Origin of the sequence: Streptomyces sp. CG 926, assembly GCF_003148825.1 — a bacterium.
Taxonomy (GTDB): Bacteria; Actinomycetota; Actinomycetes; order Streptomycetales; family Streptomycetaceae; genus Streptomyces.
This window is the reverse complement of record NZ_QGGZ01000004.1, coordinates 155,292-169,361: the sequence shown is the minus strand read 5'-3', so window position 1 is coordinate 169,361 and position 14,070 is coordinate 155,292. Positions and strand designations below refer to the sequence as shown.

General features: G+C 71.7%; 11 protein-coding genes. 6 read left to right on the top strand and 5 right to left on the bottom strand.

The features are described 5' to 3' along the window. Positions 1-29 precede the first annotated feature (29 nt). Positions 30-437, bottom strand: coding sequence for a hypothetical protein (locus BCL76_RS12860; RefSeq protein WP_109779615.1), 408 nt, complete (start codon positions 435-437; stop codon positions 30-32). 211 nt (positions 438-648) lie between these two features. Here BCL76_RS12860 and BCL76_RS12855 point away from each other — a divergent pair, with 211 nt between their 5' ends. Next, positions 649-2,178 carry an ATP-dependent DNA ligase gene (locus BCL76_RS12855; RefSeq protein ID WP_109779614.1) on the top strand — a complete coding sequence of 510 codons (1,530 nt, stop codon included), beginning with the start codon at positions 649-651 and terminating at the stop codon, positions 2,176-2,178. A 404-nt stretch (positions 2,179-2,582) separates the two neighbouring features. Here BCL76_RS12855 and BCL76_RS12845 read toward each other — a convergent pair whose 3' ends face one another. Then, entirely contained in the window at positions 2,583-3,563 is a 981-nt protein-coding gene (locus BCL76_RS12845; RefSeq protein ID WP_258309596.1) for a magnesium transporter CorA family protein, read from the bottom strand. A gap of 202 nt (positions 3,564-3,765) precedes the next feature. On the opposite strand from BCL76_RS12845, the gene BCL76_RS12840 reads away from it, so the two are divergent. From BCL76_RS12840 to BCL76_RS12825, 4 genes are all read left to right on the top strand, one after another. After that, positions 3,766-4,470 carry a helix-turn-helix domain-containing protein gene (locus tag BCL76_RS12840; RefSeq protein ID WP_258309594.1) on the top strand — a complete coding sequence of 235 codons (705 nt, stop codon included), beginning with the start codon at positions 3,766-3,768 and terminating at the stop codon, positions 4,468-4,470. Positions 4,471-4,486: 16 nt separating this feature from the next. Next, entirely contained in the window at positions 4,487-4,666 is a 180-nt protein-coding gene (locus tag BCL76_RS12835) for a DUF6126 family protein (RefSeq protein WP_109779612.1), read from the top strand. A 70-nt stretch (positions 4,667-4,736) separates the two neighbouring features. Then, complete coding sequence (locus tag BCL76_RS12830) at positions 4,737-5,819, top strand: NAD(P)H-dependent amine dehydrogenase family protein (protein WP_109779611.1); 1,083 nt, start codon at positions 4,737-4,739, stop codon at positions 5,817-5,819. Then, positions 5,816-6,295: a carboxymuconolactone decarboxylase family protein gene (locus BCL76_RS12825; RefSeq protein ID WP_109779610.1), complete on the top strand. Its 480-nt coding sequence runs from the start codon at positions 5,816-5,818 to the stop codon at positions 6,293-6,295. Before BCL76_RS12830 ends, BCL76_RS12825 begins: the two co-directional genes overlap by 4 nt. Before the next feature lie 109 nt (positions 6,296-6,404). On the opposite strand, the gene BCL76_RS12820 is transcribed toward BCL76_RS12825, so the two are convergent. The 3 genes from BCL76_RS12820 to BCL76_RS12810 form a co-directional block, all read right to left on the bottom strand. After that, complete coding sequence (locus BCL76_RS12820; RefSeq protein WP_109779609.1) at positions 6,405-8,051, bottom strand: GMC oxidoreductase; 1,647 nt, start codon at positions 8,049-8,051, stop codon at positions 6,405-6,407. Positions 8,052-8,124: 73 nt separating this feature from the next. Then, on the bottom strand, positions 8,125-8,769 hold the full coding sequence (locus tag BCL76_RS12815) for a DUF6629 family protein (RefSeq protein WP_109779608.1): 645 nt from the start codon (positions 8,767-8,769) through the stop codon (positions 8,125-8,127). A gap of 4 nt (positions 8,770-8,773) precedes the next feature. After that, positions 8,774-10,258, bottom strand: a complete 1,485-nt coding sequence (locus tag BCL76_RS12810) for an MFS transporter (protein ID WP_109779607.1) — start codon at positions 10,256-10,258, stop codon at positions 8,774-8,776. Positions 10,259-10,422: 164 nt separating this feature from the next. Between BCL76_RS12810 and BCL76_RS12805 the strand changes: the two genes are divergently transcribed. Next, a complete protein-coding gene (locus BCL76_RS12805; protein WP_258309593.1) occupies positions 10,423-14,031 on the top strand; it encodes a S8 family serine peptidase in 3,609 nt (1,202 codons plus the stop codon). Positions 14,032-14,070 lie beyond the last annotated feature (39 nt).

Below are 14,070 nucleotides of genomic sequence, written 5' to 3'. Positions count from 1 at the left end.
CGGTACGCCCGGGGCGTGTGAGCGGGTTGCTAGACGTTCGGCACGCGGTCGGGGTTTTCCTTTTCCGCGGCGGCCGGGTCCGGCTTCGGGGCCGGGTTCGGCTTCGGCGCCGGGTCCGGCTGGTGCTCGCAGTAGACCTTGCCCTGGTAGAACTTGCAGCCCGGCATGTTGTCGACGTCCCGGACCTTGCCCTTCCGGCCGTGCTGGTCCTTCTTGTCGTGGTGGCCGTTCTGCTCACCACGGTGCCCCTTGTTGCTCTTGTTGCCCTTGTCCCGATGACCGCCCTTCTCGTGTCCGGCCTGGTGGACGGCCGTCGAGGCCGTCTCCGGGGCATGCGGAGCGGCGAAGGCCGTCCCCGGCAGCAGTACGCCTCCGGCGACGAACGCGCCGGACACGGCGACCATCGCGAAACGCTGCTTGCGGGAGGTGCGGATCATGAGAGTTCTCCGGGGAGTGGCGGTGGGGGTGGGGGTGAGGGGTGGGAGAAGCGATTGGTCGTTATGTCGCTTTTGCCCCTACATACGAGACTGGCGGCCGATCCTCACGAGAACGTCCGCCGATTGTCACGGGCGCGTGACAGCGCCACCCGCCCGACCGACCTGCGCCGACCGACCTGCGCCGACCGTCCGGTGGCGGCAGGATGGCCGCATGCTGCTGGCCGACGTCGCGCGTGTGTCCCAGGAGGTCGCCGAGACCTCCGCCCGGTCCCGCAAGAGCGCTCTGCTCGCCGGGCTCTTCTCCGACGCACCCCCGGAGGAGGCAGGCCTCGTCATCTCGTACCTGTCCGGGCGCCTTCCCCAAGGCCGCACCGGCATCGGCTGGCGCACGCTGGGCCGGGAGACCCCACCGGCGGCAGAACCCACCCTGACCGTCCTCGACGTCGACACGGCGGTGGCGGAACTCGCCGCCACCCGGGGCGCCGGGTCGGTGGAGCGGCGCGGCAACATCCTCGCCGGCCTGCTGGGCCGGGCCACCGCCGCCGAGCAGGCGTTCCTGCGCAGCCTGCTGTCGGGCGAGGTACGCCAGGGCGCGCTCGACGCGGTGGCCCTGGAGGGCGTGGCCGCGGCCGCCGGCGTACCGGCCGCCGACCTGCGTCGGGCGGTGATGCTGGACGGCTCGCTGCCCCGGGTGGCGGCGGCCGTGCTGGCCGAGGGCGCGCGAGCGCTGCGTACGGTCACCCTGCGCGTGGGGCAGCCCGTCCAGCCGATGCTGGCGGGCACGGCCAAGTCGGTCGCCGAGGCGCTGGCCGCGCTCGGGCCGTGCGCGGTGGAGGAGAAGCTGGACGGGATCCGCGTCCAGGTCCACCGCGACGGGGACGACGTACACGTGTACACGCGCTCCCTCGACGAGATCACCGAGCGGCTTCCGGAGGTGACGGAGTTGGCCCGGTCGCTGACCGGAGAGCGGTTCATCCTCGACGGGGAGGTCATCGGGCGCGCGCCGGACGGCCGCCCGGTCCCCTTCCAGGAGATCGCGAGCCGCGTCGGCTCCCGGGTCGACGTCGAGGCGGCCCGCCGTACCCTCCCGGTCGTCCCCTACTTCTTCGACCTCCTGGCGGTGGGTGACGAGGTCCTCCTCGACCTGCCGGTGCGCGAGCGCTACGCGGCCCTCGCCGCGCTCGTGCCCGAGCACGCGCGGGTCGGCCGGCTCGCCGTCGAGAATCCGGTGGAGCAAGCGGCCCAAGCAGAGGAGTTCTGGGCCGAGACCCTGCGCCGCGGCCACGAGGGGGTCGTGGTCAAGGGGCTGGACTCGACCTACGCGGCCGGTCGGCGCGGCAAGCATTGGCTCAAGGTGAAGCCGGTGCACACCCTGGACCTGGTGGTCCTCGCCGCCGAATGGGGGCACGGGCGGCGCACCGGACTGCTGTCGAACCTGCACCTGGGGGCGCGCGCAGCCGACGGGACGTACGCGATGCTCGGCAAGACCTTCAAGGGGCTCACCGACGAGATGCTGCGCTGGCAGACGGGGCGGCTGCGCGAGCTGGCGGTCGAGGACGACGGTTTCACGGTGCGGGTTCGGCCCGAACTGGTGGTGGAGATCGCCTACGACGGCCTGCAGCGCTCCTCCCGCTACCCGGCGGGGGTGGCCCTGCGCTTCGCCCGGGTCCTGCGCCACCGCCCGGACAAGACGGCGACCGAGGCGGACACGGTGGACACGGTCCTGGCGGACACCCCCTAGCGGTCTGCGCCGGGTGGGCGGCGGGCTCTGCGGCGGCGAGCCAGGTTCGGGCGAAGCCCTCGCGGAGCGGGCCGCCCATGGGGGCGAGGATCTCCACGGCGGCATCGGCGAGGCCTTCCGCCTCGTCGTGAGGTCGACCGCGTCGGCGAGGTCGTCCCGCGCATCGGTGAGCACGTAGCCCCGGCTCTCGACCGTGGCGGAGGCCAGGATGTCGGGGCCCTCACGGGACGCGTCCTCGGCGTGCCGCTCGATGCGGGTGGCCGCTCCGTCCCGCTCGCGCAGCACCGGTCCGTCGGCGTACATGCGCCGCATGACGCGGCCGGCCGCAGCAGAGCCCGCGAGGGCCACGCTCAGGGCGTCGGGGAAGCGCATCCGCCGGACGCCCCCGGTGCGGGCCGGAAGTCCTACTCGTCGTCGGGGTCGCTGTCGTCCTCGCGCAGCATGCGCCACAGGCGGGTGCGGTGGAGTACGTAGAGGGCCGCGAGCAGGAAGACCACCTGCAGGCCCACGGCGAGCACCCAGAAGATGGCTCCGCTCTCCAGCTCGTTCGTCAGGTACTCGAAGTTCATGCCGAAGAACCCCGTGACGAAGGTCAGCGGCAGGAAGATCGTCGATACCACCGCGAGGCGGTTGATCACGCCGTTCTGGTCACCCGACACCAGGGAGGAGTAGCTGCCGAAGGCCCGCCGGGCCGTCTCCTGGAGGGACTCGATGTCCGCGAGCACCAGATTCGCGGTGCGCCGGTACTCGCGGACCAGCTGCTGGCGCTCCTGTTGGAAGCCGCGGTTCATCACCCGGCGCGTGACGGTCTCCTCCGCCACCCGGTGGTAGGGCAGGAGGGTGTGGTGCAGGAGCGCGGCGGTGCGCCGCAGCCGGGCCAGGCGGTAGAGCTGCGCGGGCTCGCGGCGGCGGAACATGGCGTCCTCCAGGTCCTCCACCTCCAGCAGGGCCCGGACGGCGGCCCGACGGTAGGTCTCCATGGCCTCGTCCAGCAGCAGGAACAGCATGCCGACGGAGTCCGGCGGGCTCTCCCGGGGGAACCGGGCGGTGACGTCCCCGATCAGGGGGGCCGGCCCCCGGTGCACCGTGAGGAGGTACCGATCGGTCACCAGGGCGTGGACGTGAATCACCCGGTCCTCGTCGACCGCGGGCACGACGAAGGCGCCGCTCTCCCCGAAGATGTCCGCGCGGGCGGCCTCCTCCCGCCGGCCCAGCCACGCCACGTCCTCGGCCTCCAGGCCGAGCAGATGGGCCAGCGGGGGTTCGTCGGACGCGCCCTCCTCGGGCAGTTCCACGTCCACGAACAGGAAGCGGGACGTGGCGAGGCGCTCACGTGCCTCCGACACCTGGCCATGGGTCAAGGTGCCCTCCGGCATGGACATCATCGATACGATCATCGTCCCTCGCCGTAGGTCACCTGGTGCGGTGCCTCCCAGCCTGTACTGCCCGGGAGTGCGCGCAACCGCGGTCACGCGTTCGCGCGTGATCGGGCCCCCGAACAGGTGAGGGTAAAGGTCGCCCCGCAGCGGATTTGCCTCAGAGGCAAGGAGGTTTGCCAGACAGGCAAGAATCTGGCTCAATCGGGGTATGACACCCGGACCCGACACCGGACCCGACACCGACCCCGAAGGCGCGGCCGGTACCGGCGAACCGACGGACGAGCTTCCCGCCGTGGCGCCGCAGCTGCGCGAGCTGCGCCGCCGCGCCGGACTCACCCTGGAGGCCGCCGCCGCGCGGGCCCGGCTCTCGCCCGCGCATCTGTCCCGGCTGGAGACCGGTCGGCGTCAGCCCTCGCTGCCGCTCCTGCTGGGACTCGCCCGCACCTACGGTACGACCGTCTCCGAGCTGCTCGGCGAGACCCCCGCCGTCGCGGATCCCATCGTACGGGCCGGCGGTCCGGGCGCCCGCGAGGCCGACGGCTGGACGTACTGGCAGGCGGGCGGCTCCGGGCGGGGGATGCAGGCGCTGCGCGTGCACGTGCCGCACGGCCGCAGCCAGGGCGAGCTGGTCCGCGTACATCCCGGCGAGGAGTGGCTGTACGTCCTGGAAGGGCGGCTACGGCTGCACCTGGGCGAGGCGGAGCACCTGCTGGAGCCGGGGGACAGCGCGCACTTCGACTCGCTCACCCCGCACCGGATCGGCGCGGCCTCGGCGGGTGGGGCCGACCTGCTCTTCGTCCACACCCTGCTGCAGAGCAGCCTGGCCGGGCTGTGCCTCGGCGGCACCACCACGCAGGCCACCACGCACACCACCACGCACACCACCACGCACGCGACCACGCCCCACCGATAGCCGAGGAGCCGTACCCATGTCCCGAGCCGAGAAGCCCGCGACCACTCCCGCGACCCCGCCCGCGACCATACGGGCCCGCTTCGAGTCCAAGTTCCCGCGCGGCCTGATCATCCGGCTGATCGCCTACCTCTTCGTCGGTCACCTCTTCGCCTTCTTCGTCTACCTCCTCTTCGTCCTGGGTGGCCAGAACCAGTAACCCGCCCCGGAAGACGAGTTCAGGCCGCGCGACTCTGGCAACGTAAAGGCCCTGTGGCTACCCTCCGCGCATGATTTCCACGGTTGTCTGGGGTACCGGCAACGTGGGCCGTCTGGCGATCCGTGCCGTCGAGGCCCATCCCGCGCTCCAACTCTGCGCAGTCATCGTCCACAATCCCGCCAAGGTCGGCCACGACGCGGGTGAACTCGGTCAACTCGACCGCCTGTTGGAGGTCGAAGCCACCGACGACATCGAGGCCGTCCTCGCCGCCCGCCCCCAGGCCGTGGTGTACGCCGCGTCCGGAGACATCCGGCCCGACGAGGCGCTCGCCGACATCACCCGGGCCGTCCGGTCCGGCGCGGTCGTCGTCAGCCCCGCCCTCTACCCGCTCTACGACCACCGCAGCGCCCCGCCCGAGTTCCGCGACCCGGTGCTCGCCGCCGTCGCCGAGGGCGGCGGGTCGTTCTTCGCCTCCGGCGTCGACCCCGGGTGGGGCAACGACGTCCTCCCGCTCCTGCTCAGCGGTCTCGGCACCACCATCGACGTCATCCGCTGCCAGGAGATCTTCGACTACTCCACCTACGACCAGCCGGACTCCGTCCGTGACCTCGTGGGCATGGGCCGGCCCATGGACCACGAGCCGATGATGCTCATGCCCTCGATCCCCACCATGGTGTGGGGCGGACAGATACGGATGATGGCCCGGGCGCTCGGCGTCGAACTCGACGAGATCCGCGAGACGTCGGAGCGTCGCGCGCTCGACACCACGGTGACCACCAGGAACATGGGCGAGTTCGAGGCCGGCACCCAGGGCGCGATCCGCTTCGAGGTGCAGGGCATCGTCGAGGGCGAGCCCCGCATCGTCATCGAGCACGTCACCCGCATCCACGCCTCGTGCGCACCGGACTGGCCCATGCCGCCCGACGGCGGCGACGGTGCCCACCGGGTCGTCATCGAGGGCCGCCCGCGCATCGAGGTGACCATCGAGGCCACGGACGAGGGCGAGAACCGCTCGGCGGGCGGCAACGCCACCGCCGTCGGCCGCCTGGTCGGCGCCATCGACTGGCTCGTCGAGGCGGAACCGGGCCTCTACGACGCCCTCGACATCCCGCTGCGCCCCGCCATCGGCAGACTCGGAAGGAAACAGTCATGAGGATCGACATCCCTGAAGGCCAGCACCCCATCGAGTACGTGTGGGGCGACATGGTCCCCGGTATCGGCATGGCCGCCGCGAACTTCTCCCTGTCGGTGTACGCCCACACCACCCTGGGGCTGCGCGAGTTCGAGGCGGCCCGGTTGCGCGTGGCGCAGATCAACGGGTGCGTCTTCTGCCTGGACTGGCGCACGGAGCGGGAGGGGGAGAAGGTCGAGGAGGAGTTCTCCGACGCGGTCACCGAGTGGCGGACGACCGACGCGTTCGACGAACGCACCCGGCTCGCGGCGGAGTACGCCGAGCGGTACACCCTCGACCATCACGGGCTCGACGAGGAGTTCTGGGACCGGATGACCGCGCGCTACAGCCAGTTGGAGATCGTGGAGCTGACGATGAGCATCGGGTCCTGGCTGGCCTTCGGCCGGCTCAACCACGTGCTCGGCCTGGACAGCGTCTGCGCGCTGCCGGGGCACTGAGTCGGGCGCGATCCCGAGCGTGAGCCTGGCGCTCCGGGCGCGGCGCACAAGGAGAAGGGGCCGTTCGGTGAATCCGAACGGCCCCGGCCGCTGGGGGGAGGACGCGGCCCTACGGGAGGTCGGTGGCGATGATCTTCTCTATGTTGCGTTCGGCGAGTGCCGTGATGGTGACGAAGGGATTCACGCTCGCGTTGCCGGGGATGAGCGCGCCGTCGATCACGTACAGACCGGTGTAGCCGTGCAGCCGCCCGTAGTTGTCGGTGGCCTTGTTCAGGACCGCGCCGCCGAGCGGGTGGTAGGTGAGGGTGTCGTTCCAGATCTTGTTGACACCGAACAGATCGGTCCGGTAGATCGTCCCCTCCTTCGAGTTGATCTTGTCGAAGATGGTCTTGGCCATGGCGATGGACGGCTGCTTCCAGGCGGTCTGCCAGCTCAGCTCGGCCTTGCCCGCGGCCGCGTTCCAGGTGAACTCGGCGCGGTTCGGGTTCTTGGTGATCGAGAGGTAGAACGAGGCGTACGTCTCGATACCGGTGGGCAGGGGCGCCACCTCGGCGAAGGCGCCGCCCGCGTCCCAGTTGTCGATGCCGGAGCAGGGGATGGTCGACTGGAGCTTGCCGGTCGGGTCCCACAGGTGGTTGGCGCGGCCGCACATGACGTTCCCGTTGTCGCCCCAGCCCTTGCCGACCTCGCCGTTGAGGTTCGGCAGTGCCCCCGTGGCCTTCAGCTTGACCAGGAGCTTGCTGGTGCCCACGCTGCCGGCCGCGAAGAAGACCCGGTCCGCGGTCACGGACTTGGTGGCCACGGTGTCGCCGGTCGTGTTGATCTGGTCGATGGTGACCGTGTAGCCGCCACCCGCCGCGGGGGAGACCGAGGTGACCTTGTGCAGGGCCGAGATGGCGACCCGGCCCGTGGCCTTCGCCTGCGCGAGGTACGTCTGCACCAGCGACTTCTTGCCGTGGTTGTTGCCGTAGAGGATCTCCCCGGCCAGGGCGGACTTGGTGGCGGTGCCGGCGGCCTCCTTCTTCATGTAGTCCCAGTCGTACACGTCGGGTACGAAGGTCCAGGCGAAGCCGGAGCGTTGGGCGTGCTTGCGGCCGACCCGGGAGAACTGGTAGCAGTCGGCGGTGTCGAACCAGGCCGGGTCGATCATGCCGACCCCGAGCCCGGCGTTGGCCCGCGGGTAGTAGGTGTCGTACATCTCGTCGGCGTCCACCGAGGGCAGGACGGCGGCGAAGTTCGCCCGCTTGGGCGTGACCGCCATTCCGCCGTTGACCAGCGAGCCGCCTCCGACGCCGCGGCCCTGGTAGACCGTGATGCCGGCGAAGTCCTCGGCGTCCAGGATCCCGGTGTACTTGGGGACGTCCTTGTCGATCGGGAAGCCGAGGAAGTTGCTGAGCGGCGCCTTGGTGCGGGTGCGCAGCCAGAAGGACCGGTAGTCCGGGGTGGTCACCTTCGGGAAGATCTTGCCGTCGGAGCCCGGGGTGTCCCAGGACATGCCCATCTCGATCATCTGCACGTCCACGCCCGCCTGTGCCAGCCGCAGGGCCGCCACCGATCCGCCGTAGCCGGTGCCGATGACCAGGGCCGGTACGCGTGCGCCGTCGGGGATCGGGCCGGGCGGGGCGGCCGCGGCCGTGCCGGCCGGTGTGAGGTGACCTGCCAGGGCGACGGCCCCGATAACAGAACCTGTTCTACCGAGGAATCCGCGACGCGAGATTCCGTTGGAGGTCTTTCTGGGCAGCGGTTTTTCGCTCATGTGATGTTCCTCACTCGGCGATGGAATGGGAACGAGTTCTACTGCCGCCCGCGTGTGAAGTCACTACATACGTCTAGGTAACTTTCGGTCGATCACGTGACAGGGGAGCGCCGCACGGGCGTCGTACCCAACCCAGGACCAGCAGGGACGCGACCGCCGCGAAGGCGCACCAGGTGGAGGCGAATTCCAGCCGCCAGAGCGCTGAGCAGGCGAGCGCCCCCACGGCCAGGACCACGCCGAGGGTCCGCAGCCGCCGGTCACCGCCGAGCAGTAGGGCGCCCAGGGTGGCGAAGAGGTAGCCCGTCAGCACCAGCGGCATCCACGGAACATTCACGCCGTAGCCGATGGTGTGACCCCGGATCTCGGCGGTCACCGGCCGGGCCGCGAGGCAGTACGCGAGCACGCCGGCGGTGGTCAGGCCCGTGGCCAGCGGCCCCCACAGGCGGCGTCGGACCCCCGGCGCGGCGGCCCACAGGACCCCGGCGGGCACCCAGACCGCCAGCAGCGGCAGGGCGATCACCGCCCAGGCCGTGGCGGCGGGGGAGCAGCCGCCGCCGGTGTCCCAGACAGCGGCCTCCACCAACTGGTGCACGCCCAGCAGCAGCGGCAGCGCGGCGACGGGCAGGTCGCGGGCCCGTCGCACCCGGGCCAGGCACGCGATCCCCGCGGCGGAGATCACCGTGCCCGCCGCCAGGTCGGCCGTCGCGCTCCAGCACACGGGATCAGCCGGACCGCTCGGGGGGTTCGAGGGGCGGGGAGACCAGCGCGCAGTGCGTCTGGCACTGCGGGTGACATTCCATGCCGGGCGCGGGGGAGCGTACGGTCGCCCAGGCCACGACGGCGCCCACCAGCAACGACCCCGCGCACCAGGGCATGGCCCGGCCGAACGCGGCGTCGAACTGGCTCGCCGAGCGGTACGACTCCGGCCCCATACCGGCCAGCAGCGGCAGCGCCGCCACCGCGATCAGGCCGGCGGCGCGCGCCGCGGCGTTGTTGATGCCGCTCGCCAGGCCCGCCCGGCCGGGGTCCACCGAGGAGAGCACGGTCGCCGTCAGCGGAGCCACCAGGGTCACCATCCCCATGCCCAGCACCACCATCGCGGGCAGCACGTCCGTCACGTACGAGGCCCCGGGCCCCACGCGCAGCATCAGCAGCATTCCGGCCGCGCACAGCAGCGGTCCCACCGTCAGCGGGATGCGCGGCCCGATCCGCTCCCCGAACTCGCCCGAGCGGGCCGACAGCAGCAGCATCAGGACGGTCGTGGGCAGCAGCGCGGCCCCGGAGGCCAGGGCCGAGTATCCGGCCACCACCTGGAGCTGGAGCACGATGAGGAAGAAGAACCCGGCGAAGGCCGCGTAGACGCACAGGGTCACCAGGTTGACGGCGGTGAACTGCCGGGAGGAGAAGATGTCCGGCGGCACCATCGGATCGGCCCGCCGCCGCTCCACGAGCACGAAGGAGACGCCCAGCAGGATGCCGCCCACGGCCGCGAAGATCACGGTCGGCGACCCCGTGGGGGCCTCGATCAGCGCGTAGGTGACCAGGCCCAGGGCGCCGGCGCCGAGCAGCGCCCCGGCGACGTCGAACCGTCCGTGCGCGTGCGGGTCCCGGGACTCCGGAACGTGCCGCATCGCCACCGGCACGCACACCGCGGCCACCGGCACGTTCAGCAGGAACACCCACCGCCAGCCCGGCCCGTCCACCAGCCAACCGCCGAGGAAGGGCCCCACCGCCGCGCCCACCCCGCCCAGCCCCGACCACAGGCCCACCGCGCGGCCCCGATCGGCGGAGCGGATCGACCCCTGGATCAGGGCGAGGGAGCCAGGGGTCAGCAGGGCCCCGCCGATGCCCTGCAGGGCCCGGGCGGCCACCAGGACCCCGGCGTTCGACGCGATGCCGCACAGCAGGGAGCCCACCGCGAACCACACCACGCCGAGGACGAAGATCCGGCGACGCCCGAAGCGGTCGCCGAGTGCCCCGCCGACCAGGATCAGCCCGGCCAGGGTCAGCAGATAGGCGTTCACCGTCCACTGGAGCACCGCCAGGTCGGCGTCGAGGTCCTCCCCGATCCGGGGCAGCGCCACGTTCACCACGGTCGAGTCCAGCATGGCCATGGTCGACCCGAGCACGGTGGTCAGCAGGATCCACCGGCCGCGCGCGGACGCGATCGGGATACCGGGGACGGTCGGCTCGGCGGGCGCGGTCATGCCTTCAGGCTGGCCCGCGCGGCCGGTCCGGGCCACCGGGGCGGGCGGGAGTACGGCCGAAAAGCCCCCCTTGTAATGAACATGACGTCTCGTTCACCATGACCCGCGCACGTCACGCGCACCCTTCCCGCACAACCCGCACACGGCGTACGAGGAGACAACACGTGGCCCAACGCGACAACCGGTCCTCACGAGCCTTACGACCCACAAGGTCATCAAGGTCCGCGCGGTCCTTACGCGCGGCGCTCGCCGCCCTCACCTCGGTCCTGCTCCTGCCGATCGGCGCAGGCGTCGCCGCGGCGGCCCAGGACCCCGGCACCGCCGCCCCGACCGCGGCCGAGCGCAAGATCGAACCCAAGCTCCGCGCTCAGCTCGACGAGTCCGCCAAGGCGGTCTTCTGGGTCTATCTCGACAGCGCCGCCGACCTCACCGCCGCGGGTCAACAGCAGACCCGCGCCGCCAAGGCCGAAACGGTTCTGCGGATCAAGAAGGACCACGCCACGCGCAGCCAGGCCGACGTCATCAAGGCCCTGCAGGGCGCGGGAGCCGACTACACCTCGTACTGGATCGTGAACGCCGTGCGCGTCGTCGGCAGCGAGAAGCTCGCCGGGACCCTCGCGCAGCGCCCCGAGGTCGCCCGGATCGACGCCGACGACAAGGTCGCCCTCCCCAAGCCCACCGAGGGCAAGCGGGAGAAGGCCGTCGCCGACGCCGTCGAATGGAACATCGACCGGATCAAGGCCCCGCAGGTCTGGGACCAGGTCGGGGTGCGCGGCGAGGGCATCGTCGTCGCCAACATCGACAGCGGCGTGGATTACACCCACCCGGCCGTGAACAACCAGTACCGCGGCAAGAAGGCGGACGGCACCTACGACCACGCCTACAACTGGTTCGACCCGGCGGGCGTGTGCACCACCGCGGCCCCGTGCGACAACAACGACCACGGCACCCACACCATGGGCACGATGGTCGGCGACGACGGCGGCGCCAACAAGATCGGTGTGGCCCCCGGCGCCAAGTGGATCGCGGCCAAGGGCTGCGAGTCGAACTCCTGCTCCGAGGCCTCCCTCCTCGCCTCGGGCCAGTGGATCGTCGCCCCGACCGACCTGAACGGTCAGAACCCGCGCCCCGACCTCGCCCCGCACATCGTCAACAACTCCTGGGGCGGTGGCGGCGGCGACACCTGGTACCAGCAGATCGTCGACACCTGGCGGGCCGCCGGCATCTTCCCGGCCTTCTCCAACGGGAACGCCGGCCCGAGCTGCAACACCGCCGGCTCGCCCGGCGACTACGCCAGCTCCTACAGCTCCGGCGCCTTCGACATCAACAACGCGATCGCGTCGTTCTCCTCGCGAGGAGCCGGCCCCGGCGGCATCGTCAAGCCGAACATCGCCGCACCCGGCGTGAACGTGCGCTCCTCCGTCCCCGGCGGCGGATACGAGGCCTTCTCCGGCACCTCGATGGCCTCGCCGCACACCGCGGCCGCCGTCGCCCTGCTCTGGTCCGCCGCTCCCGCCCTGGAAGGCGACGTCGCGCAGACCGAGTCGCTCCTGGACGGCACCGCCCTGGACACCGACAGCAGCCAGTGCGGGGGCAACGCCGCCGACAACAACGTGTTCGGTGAGGGCCGCCTCGACGCGCTCGCCGCCGTGAACGCCGCCCCGCGCGGCGCCATCGGCTCGCTCGGCGGCACCGTACGCGCCGGTGACCAGCCCGTCGCGGGCGTGAAGATCACCGCCGACGGCCCGATCGACCGTACGACCACCACCGCGGCCGACGGCAGCTACCGCTTCACCTCCCTCTCGGTCGGCGACTACACCCTGACCGCCGCCAAGTTCGGCTACGGGCAGCAGACCGCCACGGCCACGGTCACCGAGAACGCCACCGCCACCGGTGACTTCACCCTCACCCAGGCGGCCTCCGGCAAGCTCACCGGCACCGTCTCCTCGGCCGCCGGCCCCGCCGCGGGCGCCTCGATCACCATTGCGGACACCCCCGTGACCGCGACCGCCGACGCCCAGGGCCGCTTCGAGGTCACCCTGCCGCACGGCACGTACGACGTGAACGCCACCCACCCCTCCCGCTGCCTCACCGGCGGCACGGCCAAGGTCACCGTCGCCGGTGACGCCACCGTCGCGGTGAACCTGCCCGAGCGCACCGACGGCTACGGCTACGCCTGCGCCGCCGCCGGCGACCGCCCGTACGCCGAGGGGACCCGCCAGCTCGCGCTCACCGGGGACAACACCACCGAGCGCGTCGACCTGCCCTTCCCGCTGCCCCTGTACGGCAAGACGTACGGCCAGGCCTGGATCGGCACCAACGGCACCGTCAGCTTCGGCGGCAACAACACCGGCGACATCAACGGGGACCTGCCGAGCACGGCCACGCCCAACGCGGCCCTGTACCCGTTCTGGGACGACCTCGTCGTCGGCGCCCCGGGCAGCGGCTCCGGCGTCTTCACCGGCGTCACCGGCACCGCCCCGCACCGCAGCTACGTGATCGAGTGGCGCAAGGTCTCCCACTGGTCGGCGCAGACCGACACGTTCTCCTTCTCGGCCACCATCGGCGAGGACGGTACGGTCTCCTACTCCTACAAGGGGACCGGCGGCACCGGCATCAAGGGCGGCTCCTCGGCCACGGTCGGCGTGGAGAACGCGGCCGGCACGGACGCCTTCAAGTACTCCTACAACGCCGCCGCCCTCACGGACGGTCTGACCGTCGCCTTCCGCACCACCAAGAGCGGCGTGGTGGCGGGCCGGGTGCTCGACGCCAACGACGGCAACGGCGTCGCCGGCGCCACCGTGACCGTCGGCACGGGCGACGCGGCGGTCTCCGCCACCACGGCGGCGGACGGCGGCTACGTCGTCCAGAGCCCGTCCGGCGCGCTCCCCGTCTCGCTGGCGGCGCCGCAGTACGAGTCCGCCACGGCGTCGGTGAACGTGAAGGCCGCCGACGTCACGACCGTGACCCAGTCCCTGCGCACCGGAAAGGTGACGGCCTCCAAGCCGTCGGTCGAGGTCGTGCTCCCCGCGAACCAGCAGCGGACACGGACCCTGGACCTGACCAACCCGGGCCTCGGCACGGCGTTCACGGTGTCCGAGGATGCGACCTGGCTGACCGCCACCCCGGCCACCGGCAACCTCGCCACCGGCGGAAAGGTCCCCGTCACCCTGTCGGTGGACACCACCGGACTGACCCCGGGCGCGGTCTTCACCGCCGACCTGAAGATCACCTCGGCGAGCGGCCGGACCCCGGTGCTCACCGTCCCGGTCAAGGTCGTCGTCCCGCGCTACCAGGTCGGCCTGGACGCGGGATCCGGCTACACCAGCACGGACGCCCTCGGTGACGCCTGGTCCCCGGACCGCAAGTACACCCCCGGCTCCTACGGCTACCAGGGCAACAGCACCGTGGAGGCGACCGGCCGCACCATCGCCGGCACGGACGACCAGCGGCTGTTCCGCAACGCCCGCGAGGGCATGTACGAGTACCGCTTCGACAACGTGCCGAACGGTACCTACACGGTGGAGCTCGGCTTCGCGGAGCTCTCCTCCACCAAGCCGAACAAGCGCGTCTTCGACGTCCTGGCCGAGGGCACGCAGGTCCTGCCCTCCCTGGACATCTCCCTGGAGGCGGGCACCTACAAGGCCCTGACCCGTACGTACACGGTCACGGTCACGGACGGGGTCCTCAACGTCCGCTTCGTCACGCACAGCGGCTTCGGCAAGCCCCTGCTGAACACCCTGCGGGTGACCGACCGCCCGGACAAGAGCTAGTCCGGCCGGTAGAACACGGGGGCGGGGCGCCTACGGGCG

What these genes read in the sequence shown, in the direction of transcription:
- BCL76_RS12860 (WP_109779615.1), bottom strand. Translation starts at nt 437, where the DNA reads ATGATCCGCACCTCCCGCAAGCAGCGTTTCGCGATGGTCGCCGTGTCC.
- BCL76_RS12855 (WP_109779614.1), top strand. Translation starts at nt 649, where the DNA reads ATGCTGCTGGCCGACGTCGCGCGTGTGTCCCAGGAGGTCGCCGAGACC.
- BCL76_RS12845 (WP_258309596.1), bottom strand. Translation starts at nt 3,563, where the DNA reads ATGATGTCCATGCCGGAGGGCACCTTGACCCATGGCCAGGTGTCGGAG.
- BCL76_RS12840 (WP_258309594.1), top strand. Translation starts at nt 3,766, where the DNA reads ATGACACCCGGACCCGACACCGGACCCGACACCGACCCCGAAGGCGCG.
- BCL76_RS12835 (WP_109779612.1), top strand. Translation starts at nt 4,487, where the DNA reads ATGTCCCGAGCCGAGAAGCCCGCGACCACTCCCGCGACCCCGCCCGCG.
- BCL76_RS12830 (WP_109779611.1), top strand. Translation starts at nt 4,737, where the DNA reads ATGATTTCCACGGTTGTCTGGGGTACCGGCAACGTGGGCCGTCTGGCG.
- BCL76_RS12825 (WP_109779610.1), top strand. Translation starts at nt 5,816, where the DNA reads ATGAGGATCGACATCCCTGAAGGCCAGCACCCCATCGAGTACGTGTGG.
- BCL76_RS12820 (WP_109779609.1), bottom strand. Translation starts at nt 8,051, where the DNA reads ATGAGCGAAAAACCGCTGCCCAGAAAGACCTCCAACGGAATCTCGCGT.
- BCL76_RS12810 (WP_109779607.1), bottom strand. Translation starts at nt 10,258, where the DNA reads ATGACCGCGCCCGCCGAGCCGACCGTCCCCGGTATCCCGATCGCGTCC.